We start from the raw sequence: 25,930 nt of genomic DNA, 5'->3' as shown, positions 1-25,930 counted from the left end.
CGAGTCCGGCGACCCCTTCGCAGGCGGCGACGGCAAGACCGACCTCCTGAAGGGCTCCGCCTCCGGCCTGGTCCCGGGTGCCGCCAAGGCCCGGGGCCCGGGTGCCGCCGACGCGGCCCCTCGGCGACTTCGACGAGGACGGCTACGGAGACATCGCCATCGGCCTGCCCGACCAGGACCACGGCAAGGGCGCGGCGACCGTCTGGCGCGGCGGGACCTCGGGCCCCAGCGGCTCCACGACGTTCATCCAGGCCACCGCGGGCGTCTCCGGCACTCCCGAGGCCGACGACGACTTCGGCTCCGACCTCTCGGCCGCCGACACCAACGGCGACGTCGGCGGCAAGCAGGAACAGGGCGGCGGCCACGTCTTCCGCGGTACCTCCACCGTCCCGACGACGCCGGGGCCACCGTTCACCCCCTTCACCTGACGACCGGGGGCGGCCACTTCCTGGACTGACCTCCCCCAGAAACCCTGGAAATCCCCGGGACCGTCCCCTGACGGTCCCTTAGGGGATGTCACAGGTCGGCCGCAAAGCCGGGCCCGGACGCCCGGGCCCGGCACGTCACTCTCCGGAACCGGGTACGTTCGATGACGTGGCTGGATTCAGGATCGGACGCGGGGGCCGGGACAATCGCACCCCCCAAGCACAGCAGGCGCCGCAGGGACCGTCGTACGGCCGGCCCGGACCGCAGCACGGTCAGCGGGGGCCGTCGTACGGGCAGCCCGCGGGGCCGGCGTACGGCTACCCGCAGGCGCCGCAGCGGCCGTACCCGCAGCAGGGACAGCGGCCGTACCCGCAACAGGGGCAGCAGCCGTACGGTCGGCAGGGGCAGTCGTACGGATACCCGGGGCCGACCGACGACGGGCCGGAGTACTTCGGGGACGACGGCGGCTACCCGGGCGGTGGCGCTCCCGGTCAGGACCCGTACGCGGCCAACAACCCGGGCCACACCCAGGCGTTCTCGGTCGACGAGGCCGCCGGTTACACGCAGGGCGCGACCTACCACGCCGGCTCGGCGGCGCCCGCCGCCCCGCTGGGCCCGCCGCTGCACTGGAAGGAGCTGCTGAAGGGGATCATCCTCTCCCCCGACCAGACCTTCCTGCGCATGCGGGACTACACGATGTGGGCCCCGGCGCTCATCACCACATTCCTCTACGGCCTGCTCGCCGTCTTCGGCTTCGACGGCGCCCGTAAGGACGCGATCGGCGCCACGCTCTCCAACGCGGTGCCGATCGTGCTGATCACTGCGGTCGTGATGGTGCTCGGCCTGTTCGTCCTGGGCGTGGTCACCCACACCCTGGCCCGTCAGCTCGGCGGCGACGGCGCCTGGCAGCCGACGGTCGGCCTCTCCATGCTCATCACGGCCCTCACGGACGCGCCGCGGCTGCTGGTCGCCATGTTCGTCGGCGGCGACGCGACCTTCGTCCAGCTGCTCGGCTGGGCCACCTGGATCGGCGCGGGCGCCCTGCTGACCCTGATGGTCTCCCGCTCCCACGACCTGCCCTGGCCGAAGGCGCTGGGGGCGTCGGCGATCCAGCTGATCGCGCTGCTGTCGATCGTGAAGCTGGGCACGTTCTAGTTCCCCGTCCCAGCCCCTGTGATCGACAAGGGCGGCAATTCTCTTCAGCGCCGACGGCGCCCAAAACAGCCCGGAGGCCGGTGAATTTACATCACCGGCCTCCGGACTACGAAGTTCAGCCGTTGTTGTTGTTATTGTTGTTGTTGTTCCCGCCACCGCCGTTGTTGTTGTTATTGTTGTTGTTGTTCGCGCCACCGCCGTTGTTGTTGTTATTGTTGTTGTTGTTCGCGCCACCGCCGTTGTTGTTGTTATTGTTGTTGTTGTTCGCCCCGCCGCCGTTGTTGTTGTTATTGTTGTTGTTGTTCGCCCCGCCGCCGTTGTTGTTGTTATTGTTGTTGTTGTTCGCGCCACCGCCGTTGTTGTTGTTGTTATTGTTGTTGTTGTTCGCCCCGCCGCCGTTGTTGTTGTTATTGTTGTTGTTGTTCGCGCCACCGCCGTTGTTGTTGTTGTTGTTATTGTTGTTGTTGTGGTGGTGGCCCTTCTTCTTGCCGTTCCCGTTGTTGTTATTGTTGTTATTATTGTTGTTGCCGCCTCCGCCGTTATTATTGTTGTTATTGTTGTTGTTGTTTCCGCCGTTGTCACTCGGCGCCATCGCGTGAGCGGCCGTGGGCGCCGGGGCGGCGAAGGCGGCGGTGGGCACCAGGGCGCCTCCCGCGGCCAGCGCGGCCGACGCGGTCAGCACTGCAGTACGCTTTGCGATCTTCTTCAGCATGGTGATCCCTTTTCGATGAATCTGGATTGGGTGCCGATACGGAGCCCAATTCAATTGCGGAGGATTTTCTCCGAGTGAGCCATCCGTTCGACCTGATGACTCAATTACGCCCCGGCACTCCGCCCACGTCATTCCCCGAAATCTCGGGACTTGACAGACACTGCCTCTTTCGTCAGCATGCTCTGCCGCAGCCGGGGGCACATCGGGTGGACACCCCAAGTTCCACCCCGGCACACCCCACGTCCCACCCCAGAAGCCCGGGACAACGCCCCATCTGCGGACCTGTCTTGATCGGTCTGGATCTTTTGCGCGGCCCCGGCCGCAGAGGGAAACTGGCTGGTGATGGACCTGCTAGAGCGAGAGGCCGTGCTCCAGGACCTCACCGGTCACCTGCAGGATGCCGTGTGCGGCCCTGGGCGTATGGCCCTTGTGCGCGGCGAGGCCGGCATCGGCAAGACCAGCGTCGTCAACCGTCTTGCCCAGCTGGCCGATCCCCATATCCGGGTCCTGGCCGGCGCCTGTGACCCGCTGGCCACCCCCCGCCCCCTGGGCCCGCTGATGGACCTGGCCCCGTACTTGGGCCCGGCGACGCGCGCCGCCCTGACCGGGGCGCTGGCCGGCACCTGCCGTTCCGACAAGGTCTTCGACTGCCTCCTCGCCGACCTGAGCTCCTACCCCAGTCTGCTGGTCGTGGAGGACGTCCACTGGGCCGATGAGGCCACGATGGACCTGCTGCGTTACCTGGCCCGGCGGCTGCCGAGCGTTCCGGCGCTGGTGGTGGTCACCTACCGCGACGACGAGATCGGCCGCACCCACGACGTGACCGCTCTCCTCGGCACCCTCGCCGGCTATCCCTGGGTGCACCGCCATGACCTGGCCCCGTTGAGCCGTCGGGCCGTGGCCCGGCTGGCCGCTGGCCACGCCGTCGACGCCGAGCAGCTGTATCACCTCTCCGCCGGCAACCCCTTCATCGTCACCGAGATCCTGGCCGCCCCGGCCGAGCCCATCCCGGCCACGGTGCGCGAGGCCGTCGCCGGCCGCCTGGCCGGCCTGTCGGCCGCGGCGCGCGGGGTCGTCGACGTGCTGGCCGTCCTGGGGCGCCGGGTATCGCTGCCGCTGCTGGCCGGCATGCTGTCGGCCCCGGAGGAGGCGCTCGCCGAGGTCGTGGCCTGTGGAATCGTGCGGACCGACGGGCAGATGACCGAGTTCCGCCAGGAGCTGACCCGGCTGGCGGTGCTGGAGTCCGTCCCCGCCCCCTACCGTCTCCGGGTGCACCGGCAGGTGCTGACGGCGATGCGGTCCCGCCCGGTCGCCGCGGACGATCTGGCCCTGCTGGCCGATCACGCCGAGGGTGCCGGGGATACGACCGCCGTACTGGAGTACGCGCCCGCCGCGGCCGCCCATGCCGCCGCGCTGGGCGCGCACCGGGAGGCGGCCGCCCAGTACGCCCGCGCCCTGCGGTACGCCGACCGCCTGCCGCCCGACCAGCGCACCCTTCTGCTGGAGGGCCATTCGCAGGCCTGTCTCCTGTCCAGCCGGCTGGACGAGGGAGTCGCTTCTCGCCGTAGGGCGGTGAAGCTGCGCCGTGCCCTGGGCGACCGGCTGCGCGAGGGCGAGGATCTGCGCTGGCTGTCGTGCTGGCTGTGGCCGGCCGGGCGGACCGTCGAGGCCAGACGGACCGGCCTGGACGCGGTGCGGGTGCTCGAAGGACTGGCGCCGAGCCAGGAGTTGGGCCGGGCCTATCTGAACCTCTGCCAGCTGGCCTGCTACGAGCACGAGGGGGTGGCGGTGGCCACCGCCTACGCCGACAAGGCGATCGCTCTGGGTGAGCGCTTCGGCGATCCCGGGGTGGTCGTCCAAGCCCGCTTCCATGCCGCGGCGGCACGCATGCTGAGCGAAGGGTCCGGCTGGGACGACTGCGAACAGGCGGTGTCCAGCGCAATGGCGCAGGAACTGCCGGAGGACGCGGGTTTCCTGGCGTTCGTCATGTGCTGGTTCACCGCGCTGCAGCATGACGCCGCCCAGACCACCGCGGCCGTGAAACGGGCGGAAGCCTATTGCCTCGATCGCGACCTGTTGTCGTACCTGCTGTGCACGAGGGCCTGGGGCAGCTGGGGGCTGCTGAACCGGGGCCTGTGGCCCCAGGCCGCCGATACCGCACAGAACGTCCTGTCCCATCCCGGCTCACCACCGGTCGTCCGGGCCCTCGCCCTGACCGTCCTGGGCCTGGTGCGGGCCCACCAGGGCAAGGCCCCGGTGTGGCCGCTGCTGGAGCAGGCGGCGAGCCTGGTCGACTCGAACTGCCTGCTGGACACGGGCCTGGGGTGGGAGGCCCGGGTCGAGGCGGCCTGGCTGGCCGGTGATCACGAGCTGGTGCGGACGGAGGCACAACGCGGTCTGGACGCGTTGGCGGACCGGACCCATCCCTGGCTGTCCGGGCCTCTGGCCTGCTGGATCCGCCGCGTCGGAGGGACACCCCCGGAGGTGGCCGCGGCCGGTCCCCCCGCGCTGGAGCTGGCCGGCGACTGGGCCGGCGCCGCCGCCGAGTGGGACAGGCTCGGCTGCCCGTACCACGCCGCGCTGGTCCGCCTGTCCGGTGACGCGCCCGCGCTGCACCAGGCTTTGACCGCCTTCGAGGCCCTGGGCGCCCGGTCGGCCGTGGCGCGCACCCGCGCGGTGATGCGTACCCTCGGTGTCCGCCCGATCCGGCGTGGCCCGCGGGCGGCCACCCGGGCCAATCCGTACGGGCTGACCATCCGGGAAATGGACGTCCTCAAGCTGCTGCACGAGGGCCTGTCGGATGCCGAGATCGCCGCTCGCCTCTACATCACCCCCAAGACCGCCGGGCATCACGTGGGCGCGGTACTGAGCAAACTCGGCGTCCACACCCGGCAGGAAGCGGCCCGCAAACTCCACCACTCCGAGCGCGGGTGATGAGAATGCAGAAAGCAGCCTTGCGCAGCGTCGGCCTTGTGGCCGCGGCCGCCTCCTGCTGTACGGCACTCGGCGCATGGGGCGCGGCAACGGCCGAAGCCGACGCCCTGCCACAGAATTCACAGTCCACACCGACGAGGTCGGAACTCCGGTGTTATGCGACACAGCGCAACCCCAACGTGACCGTGTGCTACCGGTATTCATGGAAGGCCGAGTACCGGCACGGCGACGTGGTCTATGTCCCGATCCTCATCCAGGTGCCCACGCCCTCGCCTCCGCCGCCCGTGACGATCGTCGACAGCCTGAGCGACATCCACCCGACCGACACGGGTTGATCGCGCCTCAGGCGTCGAGAACCTGCCCGGCCCGCTGCACGACGGGCGGCTCGACGCTTCAGGCTGAGTGAATTGAATGAGGGTAGTAGGCTCTTCCGGCATCGTCGCAGCATGGCGCAATCAGGGGAGGGCCCGACAGTGGCGCGCAAGGTGGGGATCTACACCCGTATCTCGCGGGACGACGAGGGCGACGCGTTAGGCGTAGCCCGGCAGCAAGCGGACTGCGAGCGTCTCGCCGATCTCCGGTTCTGGCAGGCCGTGAAGGTCTACGAGGACAACGATGTGTCCGCGTTCAAGCGGAACGTGGTGCGCGACGAGTTCGAGCTGATGTTGAAGGATCTCCGAGCCGGGCTCATTGACGGGATCGTGGCGTACGACCTTGACCGTCTCGCCCGCCAGCCGCGCGACCTTGAGCGGCTCATCGAGATCTTCGACGAGCGGCCGCGACTGGAGTTCGCGACGGTCACCAATGACGTGAACCTGGGGACGCCGGACGGCCGGACCATGGCCCGGATCATGGTGGCGTTCGCCAACAAGTCGTCCCACGACGCATCGCGCCGGATCAGGCGCAAGCACCTGGAGTTGGCCCAGCAGGGGAAGGACAGCGGCGGCCCAGCGCCGTACGGGTGGCGCAAGGACGACCGGACCAAGGTCGACCCCGAGGCCGCGAAGGCCATCCGAGCCGCACAGCGCGAGATCCTTGCCGGAGTCCGCATCGGCACGATTCGCACGCGGTGGCAGGAACAGGGACTCGGGAACCCGCGCGAAGGCACCAAGCGCATGGCCCACCACCACGTCGAGCACATCCTCACCAACCCCCGGTTGGTCGGCTACCGGACGTACCACGGCGAGGTCCTGTACGGCGACGACGGACAGCCCGTCATGGGGGACTGGGATCCGATCAACACCGTCGAGGAGTGGGAGGCGGTGTGCGCGGCGATCGCCGAGCGCAAGCAGCAGCGGCCCGGTCAGTCGCTCGCCCGCAAGTACTTGCTCTCCGGCATCGCGCGGTGCGGACTGTGCAAGACCAAGATCCGGGGACAGCTCAACCGCAAGTGGCAGCCCGACTCCAAGGCGTCGAAGTACAGCTACCAGTGCTCAGTGGTCAACGGCGGGTGCGGCAAGGTGGGGCGGGTTGGCGAACCCGTGGACAAGCTGATCGTGCGGTTGGTACTTGAGGAGAAGCGCGAGAAGGCCACCGGTTCCGATGCGCCCGAAGATCGACGGTGGCCGCGCGAGCAGGAGTTGGAGGACGTGCACGCCGATATCCGGCAACTGGTTGAGGCGGAGAAGTCGAAGCAGATCAGCGTTTCCACTCTCCTGCAGTTGCTGCCTGCCAAGGAGAGGCTCCGAGACGAACTGAAGTTGGAACGGTCCCGGTTCTACAAGGAGCAGAAGCAGAGGGAGGCGAAGGGCCGCACCGAGGACCTGACGGAAGAAGAGTTCTTCGATCTCCCCATTGAGCGCCAACAGGAGATCATCCTTCACAGCCTGTCGGCGGTGATCATCCACCCAGCCGGGAGGGGAAAGCGGATCTTCGACCCTGATCTGATCGAGCCTGTCTGGCGTGAATGACGCCGAACCGCAGTACGCACAGAGGCCCCGGAACCTACCGGGGCCTCTGTCATGTGGTCCTGCGCGCAGTTCCACAAGATCCTCGAAGTGGTCGACGGCCTACGCATCCCAGGCCATCTCGCAGGACTCACCCCACGCCCATGGGAGCTGGGACATCGCTGAGATGCTACGCCGCACGGAGATGTCCAGCATCAACAGCGCCGCCCTGGTTGAAGAGGGCATTGATCAACTGGCCCGCGCGTACCCCTACGCTGACGCCGACTACCTCCACGAGCGCACCCGCAACGGCCTCCAGTACGTCACCAAGCAGCCGAAGGCCGCATACCCCTGCGCCAGCACCGAGAGCTACTGGTCGACACCGGATGGCTGTTCCTGCTCAACGCCTGCGTCCATACGACCGAGGCCAGCGCGAAGCCGCCAACCTCAGCAAGGCCGCCGCACTCCGCATCGGCGAAGAAGCCGGCCACGGCGAGATCAAGGCATGGGCATGGGAGATCGAGGCATGGTTCGCCCTAACCCAGAGCCGATGCCAAGACATGCTCAACGCCGTCGAGGCCGGGCACATAGCGGACCAGAGTCACTCGGTCGGCGTACAGCTCTACGCGCACAAGGCACGCGCCGCCGCCCGCATGGGTGACGCCCGCCTCGTTCGAGACTCCCTCGATGCCGGCCGAGCCAAGCCGGACCACCCCGAACACCACTTCATCATCGACCCCGACAAGTGGGACTTCTACGAGATGGACGCCTACCGTCTCCTCGGAGACGACGAGCGCGCCGCAGCCCACGCCCGCTCAGTGATCCGCATGAGCACCGGCCCGGACGGCACCGAGATCTCACCCATGCGCGCCGCAGAAGCCCGCCTCACCCTCGGAGTCGCTGCTGCCCGCACGGGTGAGATCGAGGAAGCCATCGGCATGTGGGCCAAGGCCCTCGAAGCGGATCGCAAGTCCTTGCCGTCCCTACTTTTAGTCGCTGACGAGTTGGACAAGGAACTACGCGCTAGGTACCCGCGCGAAACCGCTACACGCGATTTCCATGAACGGATCACGACCATCAAGCGAGGCGCAGCCAGCCCCGAACTTCCGTTCTGAGGCTGCTTCACGTGAATCGGTTCCCGCTTCGGTTGGGCTGACCCATTCCGTCCGAGCCATGCTGGTGATCCTTTCACGTGCCCGCATGGAAGGATTACGAGCCTGGCGTTATCCTGGCCTCATAACCGTTTCCATAAAGCAACAGCTCGCCAATGACGGCCGAGGCACGGATCAACTGCCCCTTAGTAGCACCAATGAGGGCATCCATCCCAGGATAGAGAATTAAAAGAAATCAGGGATGGCGTATGAGTATTTCCACCTTCTCGACATTCTGCCACATTAGCCAGTACGGAGATGCCGGCTATCGAGAACTCCCAAGAATGATCGCGATGAGCCAACCCTGCCTATGGGCGCCATCTAGCGTAATTCTCAAATCTAATTCCCCAGAGCTGCCCCCCAAAGCATTCCTGAAATACGTAGAGGAAGGAGAGGTCCGCATATTCGGACGTTACGAGTGGCTTTGTGAGCCAAATTGGCGCAATAGTCAACGTTGGCCCGGTACGGCTTGGGACAATGAAATTGATGGACGAATACGGGAAATATGCGAAGAAGATTCAAGCAAGCCGAAGGGCCAACAGAGGGTCGCAGTCGTTCCTCCCGAGCGTGGGTACGAATGGGCGGAGCGGTATCTTGTCGAGCACCCGGATGAAGTATCACGCTGGAACAATGTGCTACGAGACAAGAACCGGAGGATGAAGATCCCCGGTGGCACACGAGAGGCGGCGCTTCGGGACATCGATCAGCCCGACAAAGCTGCGCAGAGAATCCTTCGTGACGCCTACAACCACGGCCAGGCAATTGCGTATGCCCAGGTGGACGCCCCCTTCCTAGTGCGACGCATGCATCGTGATTTCTTGCGCATCCTAGCCAAAGAGCCACCATCCGAAGAAATTATGCAGTCGTTCGATACCCAGACACGTGAGACTGATCAAGGCCGGGATGTGGGGCTTGGCGAACTAGCAGTCCAGCTCCTGGAAGTCCTGACAGAATTCAACATCCATTCACGACAACTTGGCAATCCAAAAAGCCTCGATAAATTCATCCATGGACGGGGAAGAGCAGATCTGATGGTCTGGATGAAAGGAATGTGCAGGGCGCTTAGGGGGCACAAGCCGGAAGAGTTGAATGGCGAGCTGATAGAGCAGCTAAGGATACAAATGGGAGGTTACGAATTTCCTGGCACACTGGAACAGATGTCTCATCGCAAGGATGAGGTTGTATTTGGGGCGGCAGGTATAGCCAGCACAATAATCGGGGTCGCGGACCCTAATTTCTTTGAAGGCCAGCTGAGCGTCAAACCAGAGGTTGGAGTTCTACTGGCCGTGACCGCCTCGGTCTACACACTTGGGAAAGGACTGGTGCGTCAGCTCGGCTATGCGCCCTCAGAGTTCAGCGGTCCACAATGGCCATTTCTGTACATTTACGGAAAGCAGGCAAAACAGAGACACCTGAACGAAATCCGCTACATTCTCGACGAACTCCAGCATCGGGGAGCCAGTCCGTTGAACGGGCAATTATGCCGGTCGACCCCAGTCATTGCGTTATCAATAACTGCCTAGCTTGAATCCGCCTATCCGACGGCTGGTGATGGGCAATGATCCTCGCCATCGAGGACTCATGCAGCACGCAAGGGGCTGGGCCGCGCTCAGTACGCGATCCATCAGCCCCCGCCCACATATGACCAACCAGTCACACGCCGGACGAAGTCCTCAGGCTGCTTGTCGCAGGAGCCAGGTGTGACCAGACCGTGGGTGGGCCCTGTCCCGGTTACACCTCCAGAACGAAGATCAGTTTCTCGTCGAGCCGGAGATCAACGCCCCAATGTCCGCACCTTCCGTCCTTCCAGTCAGCCAGTCAGCCAGCCAGCCGGTGAGGCTTCCGGATCTGTGGGGGCCTCCGCCGCGCAGGCAGCGGCGCACCCGGCACCCACAATTCGGTTCAAGCCCCACGAGCCTCAGAGAGCCTCTTTCGACGGCGTGATCGGCGTGCCAGACTTCCGGCATGGAGGCAACACAGACCAGGGGAAGTTGATCCAGTCGTCGGTCCGCTTCCAGACGTACTCGCACTTCACCAGTGAGTGGGACTTCTCATAGATCACCGCGGAGCGCACCTCGGCAACGGTGTCGAGGCAGAAGTCGCGCACGAGCTTCAGCGTCTTGCCGGTGTCGGCGACGTCGTCGGTGATCAGCACCTTCTTGTCGGAGAAGTCGATGACGTTCGGGACGGGCGCGAGCATGACCGGCATCTCCAGGGTGGTCCCCACCCCGGTGTAGAACTCCACGTTCACGAGGTGGATGTTCTTGCAGTCGAGGGCATAGGCGAGCCCACCGGCGACGAACACGCCACCCCGGGCGATGCTGAGCACGATGTCGGGCTCGTACCCGTCGTCGGCGATGGTCTGGGCGAGCTCACGGATGGCGCCGCCGAACGCCTCGTAGGTCAGATTCTCCCGCACTGCACTCATGCTGCTGTGGCCCTCACACCTGGGTCCGATGGAAATTGACATAGGACCGCGAGGCGGTCGGCCCGCGCTGCCCCTGGTACCGGGAGCCGTAGCGCTCGCTGCCGTACGGGAACTCGGCGGGCGAGCTCAGCCGGAACATGCACAGCTGGCCGATCTTCATCCCCGGCCAGAGCTTGATCGGCAGGGTGGCGAGATTGGACAGCTCAAGGGTGACGTGCCCGCTGAACCCGGGGTCGATGAACCCGGCGGTGGAGTGCGTGACGAGCCCGAGCCGCCCGAGCGAGGACTTGCCCTCGAGCCGAGAGGCGAGATCGTCAGGCAGCGAGATGACCTCGTACGTGGAGGCGAGCACGAACTCCCCGGGGTGCAGGATGAACGGCTCGTCGCCCTCCGGCTCGACCAGCCGGGTCAGATCGGGCTGCTCGACCGAGGGGTCGATGTGCGGGTACCGGTGGTTCTCGAACACCCGGAAGTAGCGGTCCAGCCGAACATCGACGCTCGACGGCTGCACCATGGATTCGTCGTAGGGATCGATCCGTACCCGCCCGGCGTCGATCTCGGCCCGGATGTCCTTGTCTGAGAGAAGCACGTAGCGAGGATACGCAAGGCGCGCGGAGCCGCGACAATCGTGACGACTCCGCGCGCCTGTGTTACGGCTGCGGTCTGTGTTACCGCGTTAGCGCGCTTGTCTGCTGACCGGCGCCTCTTCCCGCTAGCGCTTCTCCAGGGCGACCGGCACCACACTGCGGAGCCGCGCGCACCCGGGACACCTGATGAGCCGGCCGGGGCCGAGCCGCTCGGCCTGCTGCATCGGGAACGAAGCGGTGCTGAAGACGTGCCCGTCCGCGCAGCGGACGACGGTGCGTTCCATCAAGTCCCTTAAGTCCCTTCCCCAAGAGCCTCGTCGGGCGTAACGCCCTGACGACAAAAGCCACATTACGGGATCAAAGACGCGACTCTCCAGGCGGCACTCCGGCCTCTCCCGGCCCCTCCGCCAGACCCCCACGGTACGCCCCAACTCCCCGCGCCCGCAGCCGGATCCGACCTCTGAAACACACCCAGACCCCCGGGCCTGAGCACCAGGGGTCTGCGATGATGTACAGTGAGCAAGGTCCGGACACCGACTCCGCGAGGATCATGTCCGTACTTACGCGGGTGTAGTTTAATGGTAGAACATCAGCTTCCCAAGCTGAGAGCGCGAGTTCGATTCTCGTCACCCGCTCCAGAGAAAACCCCAGGTCAGCGGCCTGGGGTTTTGTTGTCCCCTCGGCGGGCCGAGTCGCGCCGCCCCGCCGGGGTCCTGCCCCAGTGAGCCGGGGCTCCCTTCGCCCCGGCTTCCGGCCCGTCGGCGGAGTTACAGGCCATCACGCACCATCGCGGCGACGATCTGGACGTGGCGGTCGGCCGCCGCGTTCGAGTTCATGTTTCACGCCGTACGGCCAGAAGCGCCCGGCTCCGACGGCTCGACCATGAGCGGCCGGCTCTCCCGTGTCGGGTACGAGTACAGGTCGGCGGGCGAGAACGTCGCCTACGGGTACGACTCTCCTGAGAGCGTCATGGACGGCTGGATGAACAGCTCCGGCCACAGGGCGAACATCCTCGACTGCGGCTTCAAGGAGATCCGCAAGCGGGCGGACTCGTCACCGGTACGTCGCGCTGCGGGCGCGGCCGGTGCAGTGCGCCCGCTCGCCCAGCAGTGCACCGCGGACAGCAATGTCTCCCCAGCAGGCCGAAGGCACCGAGGCGAACCACGAGCTACGGCGAGCGTCGTGCCGGAGCCTGCTGCGGCGCTCGCGAACAGGCGGCACCTTCTGTATGGGACGCGGTACCCGCAAGTTCAGCGGAACAACCAGGTCAGCACCGCTGTCATCAGGAACACGACGACCGCCGCAAGCCAGACCGTCAGGCGCGTAGGCCCCGAAGACCTGACCGACGCCCACTCCTCTCCCTCCCGTGACAGCAGCGCATCCGCGAACGCCTGTGCGGTCTGCGGTCGTTCGTCAGGTTCAACGGACAGCGCAGCGCGAAGCAGTGTTTCGATACCGTCCGGAACCCCCAGCTCCCTGGGAAGGGACGGCAACGACGTCGTCGACGCCTGCTGCGTCACAAGGACTGTGCGACCGCCCGACCCGAACGGCTTGCGTCCGGTCAACAACTCGAACGCGACGACACCGAGGGCGTACACATCGGCTCGCCCGTCGAACCCGCCCGTCTGGAGGGCCTGTTCGGGCGCCATGTACGCGGGAGTGCCGGTGGTGACTGTCAGCCCCGACGCGTCGGCCAGTTGCTTCGCGCTGCCGAGGTCCGCGACAAGTACGGCGGCAGGCGTGCGGCCGGCGTCGAGCAGGAGGTTCGACGGCTTGATGTCGCGGTGGATGACGCCCGCGTCATGGAGTACCTGAACTGCGTACCCGGCCTCGGCCGCGAGCCGGAGTGCCTCCGCGGGCCGGCAGTGCCCTGTCTTCTCGGCCAGCGTGCCGCCTCGGACGTAGTCCATGACGAAGTACGGCCGGTCGTCCTGGACGCCGACGTCGTGAACGCGCACGACACGTGGGCTGGAGATCTTGCGGAGCAGCCTCGCCTCCGCCAGGAAGCGCTGTCGTACATCGGCGTTCGACGCCCAGTTGTCGGCCAGCACCTTGACCGCGACATCGGTGTCGAGCTCGGGGTCGTATGCCTTCCAGACGGTGGCGAACGAACCGGCTCCCAGCCTGTCCTCGAGGAGATAACGACCTAGCTTCTGCATGTGGCAACATTTTTCCCGGGGCGATGTGGCGGATGTGGCCGACGGTAGTCGGGAACTTCCGTGCGACCCAGTGGGGTCCAGGTCGGACGATAGCGGGGGGACAGCAGGGTGCTCGAGGAGGATGAGCTGACGCACCTCGTGGCGTCTGCCCAGGCAGGTGACCGGGCGTCCCTGGACCGCCTCCTCGTCAGGCTTCGGCCCACCGTGATGCGCCGCTGCTCCCGGTTTCTTCCGCACCACGCCGACGCCGAAGAGGCCGCGCAGGACGCCCTGTTGTCCATCAGTACACATCTGCACGAGTACACCGGGCGAGGCTCGTTCCTCGGCTGGGTGACAGTGATCGCCTCGAACGCCGCCAGGTCCACGTATCGCTCGATGCGCCGACGCGCGGAGGACAGTCATGCCGTCGTTCCCGACGGTGTCGACCCACGGACGACGAGCGTCATCGCGGGGACTCGCCTGGACCTGATGGAGGCGCTGGCCGCACTGGAGGAGCGGCACCCGGCCCTGGTGGAGTCCTTCGTGCTCCGCGATCTCGGCGACCTGACCTATCTTCAGGTCGCCGAGATCACCGACGCTCCTTTGGGCACGGTCAAGGACCGCATCCATCAGGCCCGTCGCTTCATGCGGGACCGTCTCGGCGGTGGCCTCTGAGACGCCCCGGCTTCCCGCCCCCACCTGGCATCAGCTCGACCGCGGGCCGGGAGGTGCTGCCGTGCGTCCTCGGACGATCGTCGTCATCCTGGCGGTAGCCATCGGACTCGGCCTGTTGACCGGCCGGTTCGTCCTGCCCGCGCCCTCTGCTCCGGCCACCCCGAGGGTGACGCCAGGCGCTGCGGCGTCCTCGCCGGGCAACGGCTCTCCAGCGCCGAGGCCCGCGAGCGGGCCCATGACGAACCGGCACTTGCTGACAGCGGCCGAGTTCCGGAAGGTGGGTCTCTCCAAGCGCATCTACGTGCGGGATCGCGTCGGAGACGGCAACTACGCCAACGCGGCCTGCACCGGCGAGAAGACCCTCGGTGAGACGCTGGGAGCGTACGACGCGCACTTCCGCGGCTTGGTGACGACCAAGGACACAGGCCCCGGCGACCCTACCGAGGCGGCGAACATCGACGATCAGGTCGCACGCGAGGTAGCCGACGACGCCGGCAGCCGCGCACTGGCTCAGAACTACGCGGAACGCCTGCTGCTGGAGGAAGTGCCGTGCCAGAGCGAGCCCGCCACCCACTGGGTCTACGGGCCGACGCACACGATCGACGTCGCTGCGGACATCACCGCGAGTTGGATGGGTGTGTACGGCGGTGACCTGAACACCACAGGGACCGCGCCACGAGGCAAGGAGCCGTGTGGAGGCGTCGCCGTACTCCGCAACGGCTCGCACTACGGGGTCCTGGAGATCGATGCCTGCCTGGACACGGCTGCGATGACGCGGATCGTCCGTGCGGCCGTGACACGACTCTGAGACCACCCCCGCCCCCAACCAGTGGACGTGACACGGGTCACATCGATCGCGGGAGATCGCTATCCAACATCTCCCGTACCTCCGGCATCTCCCAGATGTACGACGACGCCAACCGCGTCGCGACCAGACAGGAGATGAGATGTTCGACAACCAGGCAGCCCGCAGGAAGTTTGCGCGTCGCGGTCGTACCGCAGGAATGGCCGCCTCCGTCGGTGCCGCCCTGATAGCGGTCGGCATCGGCGCGCTTCCCGCCGCCGGCGCGGACACGAGCTCTGCGAGCCGGTCGGCGACCGCCCTTGCCGCCGCTGCTGCCGAACCCGGCCTCGGCTCCGCCGCCCTGATGCAGAGTGACGACTTCTTCCAGCAGGGCCTGGCCCCGGTCCGCGCGACGGTGGACCTGACCGGGAAGCAAGCTCTCTCGGCATGCTCCGGCGAGGAGACGATGCGAGAGCTGACCAAGGGGAAGGCCGCCGCCTATGCCGACGTGACCTGGAGCTTCGACACCAAAGGCACCTCGCTGACCGAATCCGTCGCGGACGGTACCACCGACACATCGGCGGCCTCGTACGAGAAGCAGCTCGACAAGCTGGTGCGCGGCTGCCAGGACGAGCCGCGTGGTCACTGGTACTACGGCAAGGGGCACACGATCACCGTCAAGGCCGGCGAGGGAAGTTGGTACCCGGCCTTCAGCGGCGACGGCAAGGTTGCCGGCGGCGTCGCGGTGATCCGCAGCGGCCACAGGTTCGGCATCGTCGAACTCACCGGTCAGCCCAGCGACGACCCCGGCTACATGGAGGGCATCACCGCCGGTGCCGTCAACCGGCTGGCCGACTGATCTGGTCCGGGCGGTTCCGGGAGCTGTTCGCGTGGGTGCTGCCCCCGTCCCGGGACCGTCCGGGCCGGCTGATGAACGTCTGGTCGGGGTCAGGATGAAACCCCGGGTCGGTCGCCTGGGGTTTGTCAGCGGGTCCGGCTGTGGTGGACCAAGAGCGGGCCGGCTTGGTGATGACGGCCGCCGTCGAGGCCCCGCGCTGGGGGTCCGACAGCGAGTGACGTCAGGCGGACCGGCTGACGTCGTCGAAGTCGGTGGAGGCCGACAGCTCGGCCCATGCCAGCATCTCGCGCTCGAAGGCGTCGCGTCCGGCCTGGACGAGCCGAAGCGCGTCGGTGCCGAGCAGCAGGCGCGTCGGCGGCTGGTCGGCCGCCACGATTCGCAGCACCGCGGCCGCGGCCTTGTCCGGGTCGCCCGGCTGGTGCCCGCTGCCGTGGATGCGCCGGGCGCGCAGCGGCTCGAACAGCTCGTCGTAGTCGGCGATCACACGGGGTGCGCGGATCATCGAGCGGCCGGCCCAGTCGGTCCGGAAACTGCCCGGCTCGACGGCGGTGACATGGATGCCGAAATCGGCGACCTCCTTGCCGAGCGTTTCGAGGATGCCCTCCACCGCGAACTTGCTGCCGTGGTAGAAGCTGAGGCCCGGCATGGTGATCAGCCCGCCCATCGAGGTGACGGCGATGATGTGGCCGCAGCGCCGCTCCCGCATGTGCGGCAGCACGGCCTTGATCACTGCCACGGTCCCGAAGACGTTCACCTCGAACTGACGGCGAAGGTCGTCCATCGACGACTCCTCGAAGAGGCCGTCATGGCCGTACCCGGCGTTGGCGACGAGTACGTCGACCGGGCCCAGGTCGCGCTCGGTCTCGTCCACGACCGTGTCCACCGCGTCATGGTCGGTCACGTCCAGGATGCGGGCGTGCGCGTCGCCGGCGAGCGCCTCAAAGGCCCGTGCGTCGGCGGGCGTGCGCACCGTGCCCACCACCCGGTGGCCCGCGGCCAACGCCGCGCGCGCGAGTGCGCGGCCCAGGCCGGTGCTGACGCCGGTGATCAGGAATGTCTTGGTGTCCGACACAGGAGTTCCCTTCGTGCGATGCGAACAGAGGCCGACCGGGGCGGTGCGGCCCCGGTCGGTCCCGACACGTTCCACTTCAGCACCGGAATCGGCTGCTGATCGGCTTCCGGGGGGTCCGCTTCGCCCCGGGGACAGCCGGACCGGGGGACTGCCAGTCCCCCTTTCGCGGGCCGTCGGGGCGCTCTTGGGCCCTATCGTGAACGGCATGGACCGCAACACAGCTCTCGGTGAGTTCCTCCGCTCTCGGCGGGCACGGATCACCCCGCGCCAGGCGGGCCTGTCCGACGACGGCGGCTCTCGGCGAGTGCCAGGACTGCGCCGCGAAGAGGTCGCGCAACTGGCGGGCGTGAGCGTCGACTACTACGTACGCCTGGAACGCGGACGCCGGCTGAACGTCTCCGAGACCGTGCTGGACGCCATCTCCCGCGCGTTACGCCTCGATCCCGTCGAGCGCAGCCATCTGTTCCAGCTCGCCAAGCCCGCCGCAGTCAGGCCCCGCCGCACGGCGACGCGTCCGCAGCCGGTCCGCCCGGGGCTGCGCGACCTGCTCCGGATCCTCGAGCACACCCCCGCCCTGGTGCTGGGGCGGCGACTGGACATACTCGCGTCCAACCAGATGGCACGTGCGCTGCTGACCGACTTCGACGCGCTGCCGCACCGCGAGCGGAACCTGGTGCGGTTCATGTTCTGCGACGAGACCGCCCGCTCGCTGTACACCCACTGGGACACCCACGCCCAGGACATCGTCGCCTCGCTCCGGCGCGACGCCGGACGCCATCCCCACGATCCGCTGCTGGCCGAGCTCGTCGGCGAACTCTCGATCGCGGATGAGGACTTCCGCCGCTGGTGGGCCGACCAGAACGTGTTTCGGCACACGCATGGCAGCAAACACTTCCACCACCCGATCGTCGGCCCGCTCACCCTCAATTACGAGTCCCTCACCCTGCCCGCCGACCCGGACCAGCGGCTGAGTGTCTACACCGCCGAGGAAGGCTCCAGCTCCGAAGAGGCGCTTCGGCTACTGGCCGCGTGGATACGGCAGCCCGAGACCTCGCACGGGCAGCACGCAGATCATTAGACGCCCGCCGGATGGGGGGTCCAGACCGGGATGCCCAAAGGGGCGGACAACCACGGTCGACAGCGGTGCGATCCCGCCCTCTCGAACGTCACACCAGAACACATACGCCCAGGAACGACCGCATCGGCCGGGAGGCTGCCGTTTTCGTGGCAGCCTCCCGGCCGGGCAGGACGGCTCAGCGGGTGACCATGATGGCGTCGAGGATGACGGTGGATCGTCCGGGTGTGCTGCCGGAGAGGACCCGCAACTGCACCTTGTGGGTCGTGATGGTGGTGCCGAGCGTGTAGGTGAACACCACTTGCCGGTAGGCCGTCGTCGCGGCGTAGGTGTTCACCGTACCGACCGTTTTTCCGTCCACCAGGACCGCGAAGCGCCCGCCCGAGGACTTCCGGGTTGCGACTATGCGCAGTTGGGTGCCATCCGCCGAGAAGGACACGTACGCGCCCTTGGTGGCGGAGGTGCGCTCGGTGCCGGACCAGGCGGAGGATGCCGCTACCGACTTCCAGGTGCCGGTGTAGTGCAGTGCCGTCGCGCGGTCGTCGAGCGGGATGCCGGTGGTGGCTGCCTTGCTCCAGGGGCCGGTCTGGCCGGCGTCGTCGTGGGCGCGGACGTAGAAGCGGTAGGTGAGTCCGGGAACCGGCTGCACGGGGCTGCCCGCCTTGCCGAAGACCGCGGAGGTGGCCGTGGTGCCGGTGCGCCAGGTCTGCAGCGGCCCCAGCTTCCAGACGCCCGCACTGTCACGGGTGGCGACCCGCCAGCCGACGTCGTACGACTTCACACCCGCGGTCCTGGCCGACCAGGCGACCGGCACCGCGGCGCTCGTCGCCGCGCTGCTCGCGACGGTCGGCGCGGTGACGGAGGCGGCGGGGACCGGCCGGCGCAGGGTCACCTTGCCGGTGACGTCGGCCGCCGCCCGGCCGGTCACCGTGTCGCGCAAGGTCAGGGTCCAGGTGTACGCGCCGTCAGCGGCCGCGGTGCCCGCTTGCGTGGTTCCGTTCCACACCGGTTCGACAGTGCCGTCGGAGTCCGTACCGGAGAAGCAACGGACCTGTGTGGTACCGGACTTGATGGTGAGCGTCCAGCTCAGCGGCCGGTTGTAGGTCCAGGTGGGGGTCCAGGTGTCGGCCGAGCCGTCGCCGTTGGGGCTGAAGCCGGTCGGGGCGGCGGCCGAGCCAGCGGTGGGGACACCTGCCCAGGTCACGTGGGTGACGCCGACGTCGTCCATCCAGGCCGCCCAGGGCGCGTCGCGGTCGACCGCCCACCTCTCGGCGGCGGCGGAGTCGGCCTTCTCGGGAAGGGCGAACAGAGGCTGTGCCGCGGTTGCCGTGCCGCCCAGCGTCTGGGCGTTCAGCGTGACGGTGCTCCCGCCCGAGGGCCCCGAGGTCTTGGTGAAGGTGTAGAGCACGTCCGTGCCGAGGATCGGCGTGTGTACGGAGGCGTCCACGGTGGTGCCGGTCGAACTCCCCGCCTTGAGCAGCAGGCCGGTGGCGGACGCGGCCCCGCAGGTGGTCAACAGGATCCGGGAGCCTCGCACTTGGAGGTCGCCGGGCAAGCAGCTCACGGTGGCGACGGTGGTGACGGTGCCGGTGGTCAGGTCGGTCCGTCGGATCCACCAGCTGGACGTCGTACCGTTCCGTACCGAGGAGTACACGGCGCCGCCGTCCAGAGCGGAGCCGGAAGGCACCCTCTCCATGTGGCCGCTCGCGAAGGTGTAGAGGAGAAGCGTGCCGTCGGTCGCGGTCGTCTTGTCCGACACCAGGGCGTGCTCACCGTCGAAGTCCACGACGTGCACCGTCGAGACGTCGTAGTAGTTCAGCGGTGTGCCGACCAGCTTGCCGTTCTCGTACACCTGGAAGTGCCCCGGCTCGTAGGCGCTGCCCTGCTCGACCAGGACCCGGCCCCCGGCGGCGGCCAGAGTCTGGTGCACCAGGCCGCCGGTGTAGTCCAGTACCCGGGACGGCGTGCTCGCCGAAGCCCCGGCCGGGCCGGCCGAGAGGTCCGAGCGGAGCAGTACGCCTTGTCGGCGGGCGGAGTCGTCGGCCGTGTAGAGCGCGCCGTCGGACAGCGCCAGGGCGTCCAGCCTGGCGGGGCCGGCGGGAATCGTGGTGGCGTCGCCGGCGGCGGTGGACACCCGGCCGTCGGTGAGGGTCTGGATCGCGGCGTCCACATCGGGCCGGTAGAGCGTCACGCGCATCTTGCCGTCGTCGCCGACCGCGAGGTCGGTGAAGGTCCCGCCGAGGTCTTTCGCCGCCGTGGATCCGTCCCTGGCCATCGCGAACAGCTCGGATGCCCCGTCCGCCACGCTGTACTGGTACCAGGCGAGCGTGTCGTCGCTGATCCAGTGCGCCCCGCTGACGGGCAGGGTGACGGTCGACGAGCCGTCCCCGGGCGCCGACCGCTGCCACTCGGTCAGGGTTGCACCGTCGATGACCCCGACATGGCTGGGGGTGAACTCCAGGCCCTGAGGCAACTCGTCGGTCGCGGGCTCCGCCACAGTGACCGAAGCGCCGGTGGCGAAGTCGAGGTACACGATCTTGTGGCCCCAGCCGGGCGCGGTCCGCCGGAGCACCAGGGCGCCGTGGACGTCCGAGGCGAGGACTTCGTACTGCTCGTCATCGGACAACAGCGTCCGGTCCTCGTTGCCGGGTGTGCGGAGCAGCAGGCGCACTCGGTACGCGGAGGTGTCGTCGTAGTAGCTCTGCTGGACGAGGATGCCGTTGCCGGCCTGCGCACGGTAGCGCTCGTCCCCCGCGGCTCCCGAACTGTCGTATGCGACAGGAAGAGTGTCCTGTTCACCGGAGTCGAGGTGGCGCAAGGTGACGTGATCGGCGAGATCGCCGTTCGGATTGGCTGAGCTGGCAACGGCCACCACTCCGTCCTGCACGGACACCGCGTCGACGTTCACCGTTTCGCCGGTGTCGGCAAGCCGGCCAAGGTCCTGGGGTGTGCCTCCCGAGACGGCGAGCCAGCCGTGCGCCAGGGTGTCGGCTGAGGTCTTCTGACGCCAGACGACCACGTGACCGGAACCCGATATCTCGTCCGCGGCGGGCACGGAAGTCGTGCGCGCGGCCAGCGTGGTGGAGACGTCGGTCGCAGCCGCGGTGGCCGCGGTGACCGGGGTGACCGCCTGGGCGAGGGCGAGAGCCGTGAGAGCTGTGATGGCTGCCGGAGCAACAAGGAAGCGGCATCTGTGCGAAGGCATGGAAGCCCGATTCTGCTCGGATCAACAAGGCGGGGATCATCGCACAGAGATCCGCGGCGCCCAGCGGTGGGGTCGCGAAGAGGACGGCCGGGCAATCGTGCGTCATGAGACGCAGCAACCGCGTTACATCGGTCCACCGGTCGGTGGGGTGACAGCGGATACTCCTCGACCAGCTGGCCGGTCACCTCGTCGATCAGCCGCGCGGGGCGGCCCGTGCACAGGCTTGCTGACGGTCGACTCCTGCTTGTGGTGCGCGCTCCTGTCGCAGCGCCGACGGCCACCAGCGCCTCAGAGGTGGCCGCCGCGTCCTCGATGTGGAAACCGAAGTGGTTCATGCCGATCCCGTCGAACGACTTCGTGGCGGATCTGCAGCAGTCCGCCCTGTCGCACTGGGAGAGCAACTGCTCCTCGCTGAGCAGAGGCTCGGCGGGATGCGTATGTGTCAGTGCACCACTGTTCGCGGGGCGCTTGTGAAGTCGCGTTCGCAAAACGGCTGGGAGGCGCTGCCGGCGGCTTGGATCTCCGCGCAGTCCATCGGCCGCCCCAGCGGTACGGTGTGCGGCATTCGATCGCCTGTTCCGCGATCGCTGACCAACAAGGGGGTCCCATGAAACACCGCCGCCCGCGCCACCGTCGAAGAGTGATCGCCAGAGCCGTCGGTACGGCGGGTGCGCTGGCCGTCGCCCTGGGTGCGGGGATGACGCCGGCGATGGCCGCCGGGAAGACGTCCGACAAGCCTGCGGCCACCGGGTTCTCGCCCGACCAGCCCGACCCGAAGACGCCCTGGGCGCCCGAGAACGACGAGGCGCCCTTGCACCACAAGCCCGTACACCCTGAGGCCCTCGCGAGCGGCCGCACGGATGCGTCCGGTCTCCAGCTCAACATGCCCGCGCCGACCGGGCCGCACAGCGTGGGCATGGTCGGCCTGCACCTCGTCGACAAGTCCCGTACGGATCCGTACGTGTTCGGCAGCACTTCCCGCGAAGTGATGGTGTCGCTCTTCTATCCGGCCACCGCCACGTCCGGGCACTACCAGGCACCGTGGATGCCGTCGATATCCGGCGGCCACTTCCTCGCCTCGCGCGGGCTGTCGCCGCAGCAGGTGACCCTGCCGAGGACCGCGGGCCATGTCCTCGCCCCGGTGAACACCAAGCTCGGCAAGCTGCCCGTGCTGCTGTACTCGACCGGGCTGCACTCGGACCGCGCGATGGGCACCGCCCACGCCCAGGATCTCGCCAGCCGCGGCTACCTCGTCGTCATGGTCGACCACACCCACGACGCCAACGAGGTGCAGTTCCCCGGCAACCGGCTGGAGGTCAACACGATGCCGGCGGGCGCCCACTCCTCCGACACGCTCAAGGTGCGCGCGGCCGACATCCGCTTCGTCATCAACCAGCTCAACACGATCAGCAAGGGCGGCAACCCGGACCCCGGCCACCCCACGCTCCCCACCGGGCTGGCGCAGTCCGTGGACATGTCCCGCATCGGCATGTTCGGCTGGTCGCTGGGCGGCGGGGCGGTCGACACCTCCATGCAGCTCGACTCTCGTATCAAGGCCGGTGCCGACCTGGACGGCCAGTTCTTCGGTACGGCGCCGAGCAAGGACCTGGACCGCCCCTTCATGCTCTTCAGCTCCGGAACCCACAACCGCAACAACGACGGGTCCTGGCGCACGCTGTGGTCGCATCTCAAGGGATACCGGGTCGACATCCAGCTCCATGGCGCGGCGCACCTGTCGTTCAGCGACAACGAGTGGATGGTGCCGCAGGAGGCGGGCCTGCTCGGGCTCTCCCAGGCTCAGCTCCAGCAGATGTTCGGCACGATCGACCCGGACCGGGCGGTAAAGGTCCAGTGCGACTATCTCGCGGCCTTCTTCGACCAGGAGCTGCGTCACAAGCACAGCACCCTGCTCGACGGGCCCAACAGGAGCTACCCGGAGATCTCCTTCGTCCGCTGACCGGGCATCCGAAGGGCGGGTCCTGTTCGCGGGTCCGCCCTTCGGCGCGTCGGGGGCCTGCTTGCTCGGGCGTCGCCCAGCACCACGATCGACGTCGAGGTGGAGGAAGATTCCGGCGCCGCGACCGGGGGGGCCGATTCCCCGGTAATGTCCGGCGCCCTGACGGAGGGGTGCACATGGAATGGGTCGATCGTCTGGTGGCGGAGACCGGCTGGGGCGCCGAGCCGGGCGAGCCCGACTGGTCGGAAGCCGAACAGGTGCTGGGTGCCCCTCTGCCGGCCGACTTCAAGGAACGGTCGGAATCTGTCCCCGCCAACCACGAGTCCTTGCTGAAAGCTGTCCGGGGAAACCGGGACAGTCGGCGGATGTTCGAGCCGTACGGACCACTCGGGGCGGGCGAGGTGGAAAGCAAGGGGTTGGTTCAGTGGGGCTATTCCCTCGTCGAGGAGGAGTACTACTGGCTGGCCGATATCGCGGCGGATCCATCGACCTGGCCGATCGTGGCTCGTGTTGATCCGCTGGAACCGTTTCAGCGATTCGACATGACCGCCTCGGAATTCGTCTACCGGGTTGTGGCGGATGTCGATTTCACGCCTTTCGGGATCGCGGGATCCGTTAGCCCGCCTTACTACCGCACGTACTGACCTCGTCGATGAGGGCGGTCCAAGTGTGCGTGGACACCGTGGTGCTCGTGTCGGCCGTACTGGCCCTCGCGCTGACCCCGCGTGTCGTGGCCGGCCGTTCCCGGCCTGTTGGGGCAACCGGTCGCTCGCTTCCTCCGCTGGTTGCGCTGGCGCTGGTGACGGGACTGATCTACGTGAATCAGGTGCTGTTCACGGTGTACGTGCTGCGCGTGCACCACGGGGATCCGTCGTTCATCGCGCGGTACCTGCCGACGGGATGGTTCGACCTGGCCTCGGGAAATCCGGTGGTACGACGACTGGCGGAGAGCTTCCCCGCCCCGTCCCTCCTCGCCCCGTCCGTGCTGCGCGTGCAGGCTTTCCTCGAGCTTCCCTTTGTTCTGCTGGCGTTCGCGACCGTGGTTCGCTGGCTCGATGCCGACCTGTACCGGCGGATCGCCCGCTCCGCGCTGCTGCCGCTGGCCTCCGTGTCGTACACGGCCGTGTTCTGCCTGGTCGAATGGGACCTGCGCACCCCGTACACCGTCGACGACCTCGTCGTCCGGGCCGTCTCCGCCGTGCTCACCCCGCTGTTCATCGCTCGCCTGGCGAGCCGTGACACGTGGGTGGCCAGGACTCCCGCCTCCATGGCGGGACTGTTGGTGTTCATCGGTTCGCTGGGTGCGCTGGGTGCGCTCGTGCTGGTGGTGTACGACACCGCCCTGCTCTACAACCTGGGCCGATCGGCCGAGCGCCTGCCGCTCGCGCTGGCGGCCACCAGCGCGCTGCTGGTACTGCGCCGGGCGGCGTGGCGGGCGCCGGGAGAGCACCTCCGCCCCGGACTGACACTCGCTTTCCTGAAGCACGCTCTGCGCTATTGGATGGCCCTGTTCTTCGTACCGGCGTTGGCCGTACGGTACGGCGTGATGTTCGGGACGCCGCCGTTGGCGGCGGGCGCGGGCCTGGTGACGGCGGCGACCGCTTGCGCGCTGGCCGCACGCGACGCCCTGGGCGAGGCGCAGAACACGGTGGACCGGTCGGGCTGTCGTCCTCAGGGGCGACGACCGCTCGTACTTCTGCTGGTACGGAGACTGGGATGCGCCGTTCTGGCGGGAACGAGCGCCGCCTGCCTGGCTGCCTGGTCGATCCCCCCGTCCTACTACGAGGTGACGCTGTTGTCGGCGACGGCGGCATTTCTGATGACGACGGTGACGGTGTGCGGGCTCGCTGAGACCAGGTCGGCCACCCGCTCAAAGTGAGCGGACGACATCGTTGATGACCCGCATGACGAGCCGGCTTTCGGTGTGAAGAACGACACGCTCATAACCTGTGATGTCCCTGAGACGGCATCCGCTTGGTCAACCGGGGAAACCGTACGGCTGTTCCCCCGAAGCCGGGCGAAGGGGGAGAAGTCTCGTGAGCGAGGCGGACAAGTGCGTGCCGGGCGCAGGGGATATGCGGGCCTGTGCGGGGGCTTTCGTCGCGCGTGTCACCGCCCGCAACCGGCTGCCGCTGGACTACTCCGAACGGAGTCTCCGGGTCGTCGACTTCCTCGTCGACGGGTTACGGAAGGGTGGGGCCGACCGGGCGCGGTCGCGGGACGCGCTCTTCGGGCTCGGGGCGTACGTCGGCGAGGTACTCGTGCGCCGGGCGGGGGCGGTCTGGGTGGACTTCGACGTCGACCAGCGAGCGTACTTCGGCCAGTCGGTCGGTGTGCGCATGCCGGATGGGCGGGTCTGGAATCCGCTCGGCAAGGTTCTCAACCGTTTCGAGACGGGCGGACCGGAGGACTCGTTGCAGAGGTTCTGGTTGACGCTGCACGGGCGGGTCCGACGGCCTGTCGCCTGATGGAACGGGTCGAGCCCCGGCTCACGTGGTCGAGCCGAGGGCGGGGTGGGTGCGACCGTCGCGAAACAGTCGCAGGTCTGGGTGGATGGCTTTCCCATCCACCCAGACCGTGAAATCAGTTGTTGTTGGTGTTGGTGTTTTTGCGACCAACGTTATTGTTGTTATTATTGTTGTTGTTGGCGTTGGCGCCATTGTTGTTGTTATTGTTGTTGTTGACGATGACGGTAATCCGCCAGCCGTCGTCGAAGAAGTCCCAGTCGTGGACAGCGTCGCTGTCTTCATCGTCCTTGAAGCCCGCCCGGTCGTCGGCAGAGTCGCTGTCTTCGTCCCCCTTGGAGTCGGCCCGGTCGTCGGCAGAGTCGCTGTCTTCATCGTCCTTGGAGCCCGCCCGGTCCTCGGCAGAGCCACCGTCTTCGTC

General features: G+C 67.6%; 22 protein-coding genes, 1 tRNA gene and 2 pseudogenes. 17 read left to right on the top strand and 8 right to left on the bottom strand.

Features of this window, described 5'->3' with window-relative positions; all coding sequences use genetic code 11:
• Nucleotides 1-101 precede the first annotated feature (101 nt).
• Together ACZ418_RS17035 and ACZ418_RS17030 are read left to right on the top strand one after the other, a co-directional pair.
• Complete coding sequence (locus tag ACZ418_RS17035) at nucleotides 102-428, top strand: hypothetical protein (RefSeq protein WP_468363017.1); 327 nt, start codon at nucleotides 102-104, stop codon at nucleotides 426-428.
• 85 nt (nucleotides 429-513) lie between these two features.
• On the top strand, nucleotides 514-1,581 hold the full coding sequence (locus ACZ418_RS17030) for a Yip1 family protein (protein WP_468363015.1): 1,068 nt from the start codon (nucleotides 514-516) through the stop codon (nucleotides 1,579-1,581).
• Nucleotides 1,582-1,696: 115 nt separating this feature from the next.
• On the opposite strand, the gene ACZ418_RS17025 is transcribed toward ACZ418_RS17030, so the two are convergent.
• On the bottom strand, nucleotides 1,697-2,293 hold the full coding sequence (locus ACZ418_RS17025; RefSeq protein ID WP_468363013.1) for a hypothetical protein: 597 nt from the start codon (nucleotides 2,291-2,293) through the stop codon (nucleotides 1,697-1,699).
• Nucleotides 2,294-2,635: 342 nt separating this feature from the next.
• Here ACZ418_RS17025 and ACZ418_RS17020 point away from each other — a divergent pair, with 342 nt between their 5' ends.
• The 5 genes from ACZ418_RS17020 to ACZ418_RS17000 all read left to right on the top strand — a co-directional run bounded on the left by ACZ418_RS17020 (nucleotide 2,636) and on the right by ACZ418_RS17000 (nucleotide 9,787).
• A complete protein-coding gene (locus tag ACZ418_RS17020; protein ID WP_468363011.1) occupies nucleotides 2,636-5,227 on the top strand; it encodes a helix-turn-helix transcriptional regulator in 2,592 nt (863 codons plus the stop codon).
• Nucleotides 5,228-5,232: 5 nt separating this feature from the next.
• Nucleotides 5,233-5,562: a hypothetical protein gene (locus tag ACZ418_RS17015; RefSeq protein ID WP_468363009.1), complete on the top strand. Its 330-nt coding sequence runs from the start codon at nucleotides 5,233-5,235 to the stop codon at nucleotides 5,560-5,562.
• A gap of 138 nt (nucleotides 5,563-5,700) precedes the next feature.
• Complete coding sequence (locus ACZ418_RS17010; RefSeq protein ID WP_468363007.1) at nucleotides 5,701-7,137, top strand: recombinase family protein; 1,437 nt, start codon at nucleotides 5,701-5,703, stop codon at nucleotides 7,135-7,137.
• A 362-nt stretch (nucleotides 7,138-7,499) separates the two neighbouring features.
• Entirely contained in the window at nucleotides 7,500-8,228 is a 729-nt protein-coding gene (locus ACZ418_RS17005) for a hypothetical protein (RefSeq protein WP_468363005.1), read from the top strand.
• 245 nt (nucleotides 8,229-8,473) lie between these two features.
• A complete protein-coding gene (locus tag ACZ418_RS17000; RefSeq protein ID WP_468363003.1) occupies nucleotides 8,474-9,787 on the top strand; it encodes a hypothetical protein in 1,314 nt (437 codons plus the stop codon).
• A gap of 395 nt (nucleotides 9,788-10,182) precedes the next feature.
• Here ACZ418_RS17000 and ACZ418_RS16995 read toward each other — a convergent pair whose 3' ends face one another.
• The 3 genes from ACZ418_RS16995 to ACZ418_RS16985 form a co-directional block, all read right to left on the bottom strand.
• Complete coding sequence (locus ACZ418_RS16995) at nucleotides 10,183-10,692, bottom strand: phosphoribosyltransferase (protein WP_468363001.1); 510 nt, start codon at nucleotides 10,690-10,692, stop codon at nucleotides 10,183-10,185.
• A gap of 13 nt (nucleotides 10,693-10,705) precedes the next feature.
• The gene (gene dcd, locus ACZ418_RS16990) at nucleotides 10,706-11,281 is read right to left on the bottom strand and encodes a dCTP deaminase (RefSeq protein WP_055705140.1); all 576 of its coding nucleotides are present in this window, start codon (nucleotides 11,279-11,281) and stop codon (nucleotides 10,706-10,708) included.
• Between the two features lie 123 nt (nucleotides 11,282-11,404).
• On the bottom strand, nucleotides 11,405-11,563 hold the full coding sequence (locus ACZ418_RS16985) for a hypothetical protein (RefSeq protein ID WP_468362999.1): 159 nt from the start codon (nucleotides 11,561-11,563) through the stop codon (nucleotides 11,405-11,407).
• Between the two features lie 280 nt (nucleotides 11,564-11,843).
• Between ACZ418_RS16985 and ACZ418_RS16980 the strand changes: the two genes are divergently transcribed.
• Both ACZ418_RS16980 and ACZ418_RS16975 read left to right on the top strand, forming a co-directional pair.
• Nucleotides 11,844-11,917 (top strand) — tRNA-Gly (locus ACZ418_RS16980).
• A gap of 196 nt (nucleotides 11,918-12,113) precedes the next feature.
• Nucleotides 12,114-12,254 (top strand): annotated as a pseudogene (locus ACZ418_RS16975) (CAP domain-containing protein); the annotation flags it as partial.
• 275 nt (nucleotides 12,255-12,529) lie between these two features.
• Here ACZ418_RS16975 and ACZ418_RS16970 read toward each other — a convergent pair.
• Nucleotides 12,530-13,573, bottom strand: coding sequence for a serine/threonine-protein kinase (locus tag ACZ418_RS16970; protein WP_468362997.1), 1,044 nt, complete (start codon nucleotides 13,571-13,573; stop codon nucleotides 12,530-12,532).
• On the opposite strand from ACZ418_RS16970, the gene ACZ418_RS16965 reads away from it, so the two are divergent.
• From ACZ418_RS16965 to ACZ418_RS16955, 3 genes are all read left to right on the top strand, one after another.
• Nucleotides 13,547-14,092 (top strand): RNA polymerase sigma factor, encoded by a 546-nt coding sequence (locus tag ACZ418_RS16965; RefSeq protein WP_468362995.1) that lies wholly within the window; start codon nucleotides 13,547-13,549, stop codon nucleotides 14,090-14,092. The two genes, ACZ418_RS16970 and ACZ418_RS16965, sit on opposite strands and share 27 nt — an antisense overlap.
• A 235-nt stretch (nucleotides 14,093-14,327) precedes the next feature.
• Nucleotides 14,328-14,900 carry a hypothetical protein gene (locus ACZ418_RS16960; RefSeq protein ID WP_468362993.1) on the top strand — a complete coding sequence of 191 codons (573 nt, stop codon included), beginning with the start codon at nucleotides 14,328-14,330 and terminating at the stop codon, nucleotides 14,898-14,900.
• Between the two features lie 139 nt (nucleotides 14,901-15,039).
• The gene (locus ACZ418_RS16955; RefSeq protein WP_468362991.1) at nucleotides 15,040-15,735 is read left to right on the top strand and encodes a hypothetical protein; all 696 of its coding nucleotides are present in this window, start codon (nucleotides 15,040-15,042) and stop codon (nucleotides 15,733-15,735) included.
• Between the two features lie 220 nt (nucleotides 15,736-15,955).
• On the opposite strand, the gene ACZ418_RS16950 is transcribed toward ACZ418_RS16955, so the two are convergent.
• Nucleotides 15,956-16,807 (bottom strand): oxidoreductase, encoded by an 852-nt coding sequence (locus ACZ418_RS16950; protein WP_468362989.1) that lies wholly within the window; start codon nucleotides 16,805-16,807, stop codon nucleotides 15,956-15,958.
• Between the two features lie 205 nt (nucleotides 16,808-17,012).
• Between ACZ418_RS16950 and ACZ418_RS16945 the strand changes: the two genes are divergently transcribed.
• Complete coding sequence (locus ACZ418_RS16945) at nucleotides 17,013-17,885, top strand: helix-turn-helix transcriptional regulator (protein ID WP_468362987.1); 873 nt, start codon at nucleotides 17,013-17,015, stop codon at nucleotides 17,883-17,885.
• Nucleotides 17,886-18,060: 175 nt separating this feature from the next.
• On the opposite strand, the gene ACZ418_RS16940 is transcribed toward ACZ418_RS16945, so the two are convergent.
• Nucleotides 18,061-21,087, bottom strand: a complete 3,027-nt coding sequence (locus ACZ418_RS16940; RefSeq protein ID WP_468362985.1) for a hypothetical protein — start codon at nucleotides 21,085-21,087, stop codon at nucleotides 18,061-18,063.
• A 640-nt stretch (nucleotides 21,088-21,727) separates the two neighbouring features.
• Here ACZ418_RS16940 and ACZ418_RS16935 point away from each other — a divergent pair.
• The 4 genes from ACZ418_RS16935 (at nucleotide 21,728) to ACZ418_RS16920 (ending at nucleotide 25,512) form a co-directional block, all read left to right on the top strand.
• The gene (locus ACZ418_RS16935) at nucleotides 21,728-23,044 is read left to right on the top strand and encodes an alpha/beta hydrolase family protein (RefSeq protein WP_468362983.1); all 1,317 of its coding nucleotides are present in this window, start codon (nucleotides 21,728-21,730) and stop codon (nucleotides 23,042-23,044) included.
• A gap of 176 nt (nucleotides 23,045-23,220) precedes the next feature.
• Entirely contained in the window at nucleotides 23,221-23,688 is a 468-nt protein-coding gene (locus tag ACZ418_RS16930; protein WP_468362981.1) for a hypothetical protein, read from the top strand.
• An 8-nt stretch (nucleotides 23,689-23,696) separates the two neighbouring features.
• Nucleotides 23,697-24,923: a hypothetical protein gene (locus tag ACZ418_RS16925; protein WP_468362979.1), complete on the top strand. Its 1,227-nt coding sequence runs from the start codon at nucleotides 23,697-23,699 to the stop codon at nucleotides 24,921-24,923.
• A gap of 196 nt (nucleotides 24,924-25,119) precedes the next feature.
• Complete coding sequence (locus ACZ418_RS16920) at nucleotides 25,120-25,512, top strand: hypothetical protein (RefSeq protein WP_468363218.1); 393 nt, start codon at nucleotides 25,120-25,122, stop codon at nucleotides 25,510-25,512.
• Between the two features lie 115 nt (nucleotides 25,513-25,627).
• On the opposite strand, the pseudogene ACZ418_RS16915 reads toward ACZ418_RS16920, so the two are convergent.
• A pseudogene (locus ACZ418_RS16915) lies at nucleotides 25,628-25,930 on the bottom strand (hypothetical protein); the annotation flags it as partial.

The sequence above is a fragment of the Streptomyces sp. NPDC030820 genome (assembly GCF_055572075.1).
Note: the sequence above shows the minus strand (reverse complement) of the source record. Positions and strands in the feature narration are given on the sequence as shown.

What these genes read in the sequence shown, in the direction of transcription:
- ACZ418_RS16995 (WP_468363001.1), bottom strand. Translation starts at nt 10,692, where the DNA reads ATGAGTGCAGTGCGGGAGAATCTGACCTACGAGGCGTTCGGCGGCGCC.
- ACZ418_RS17030 (WP_468363015.1), top strand. Translation starts at nt 514, where the DNA reads ATGTCACAGGTCGGCCGCAAAGCCGGGCCCGGACGCCCGGGCCCGGCA.
- ACZ418_RS16955 (WP_468362991.1), top strand. Translation starts at nt 15,040, where the DNA reads ATGTTCGACAACCAGGCAGCCCGCAGGAAGTTTGCGCGTCGCGGTCGT.
- ACZ418_RS16960 (WP_468362993.1), top strand. Translation starts at nt 14,328, where the DNA reads ATGACGAACCGGCACTTGCTGACAGCGGCCGAGTTCCGGAAGGTGGGT.
- ACZ418_RS16925 (WP_468362979.1), top strand. Translation starts at nt 23,697, where the DNA reads ATGAGGGCGGTCCAAGTGTGCGTGGACACCGTGGTGCTCGTGTCGGCC.
- ACZ418_RS16930 (WP_468362981.1), top strand. Translation starts at nt 23,221, where the DNA reads ATGGAATGGGTCGATCGTCTGGTGGCGGAGACCGGCTGGGGCGCCGAG.
- ACZ418_RS16945 (WP_468362987.1), top strand. Translation starts at nt 17,013, where the DNA reads ATGGACCGCAACACAGCTCTCGGTGAGTTCCTCCGCTCTCGGCGGGCA.
- ACZ418_RS17020 (WP_468363011.1), top strand. Translation starts at nt 2,636, where the DNA reads ATGGACCTGCTAGAGCGAGAGGCCGTGCTCCAGGACCTCACCGGTCAC.
- ACZ418_RS17005 (WP_468363005.1), top strand. Translation starts at nt 7,500, where the DNA reads ATGGCTGTTCCTGCTCAACGCCTGCGTCCATACGACCGAGGCCAGCGC.
- ACZ418_RS17015 (WP_468363009.1), top strand. Translation starts at nt 5,233, where the DNA reads ATGCAGAAAGCAGCCTTGCGCAGCGTCGGCCTTGTGGCCGCGGCCGCC.
- ACZ418_RS16985 (WP_468362999.1), bottom strand. Translation starts at nt 11,563, where the DNA reads ATGGAACGCACCGTCGTCCGCTGCGCGGACGGGCACGTCTTCAGCACC.
- ACZ418_RS17000 (WP_468363003.1), top strand. Translation starts at nt 8,474, where the DNA reads ATGAGTATTTCCACCTTCTCGACATTCTGCCACATTAGCCAGTACGGA.
- ACZ418_RS16920 (WP_468363218.1), top strand. Translation starts at nt 25,120, where the DNA reads ATGCGGGCCTGTGCGGGGGCTTTCGTCGCGCGTGTCACCGCCCGCAAC.
- ACZ418_RS16940 (WP_468362985.1), bottom strand. Translation starts at nt 21,087, where the DNA reads ATGCCTTCGCACAGATGCCGCTTCCTTGTTGCTCCGGCAGCCATCACA.
- ACZ418_RS17025 (WP_468363013.1), bottom strand. Translation starts at nt 2,293, where the DNA reads ATGCTGAAGAAGATCGCAAAGCGTACTGCAGTGCTGACCGCGTCGGCC.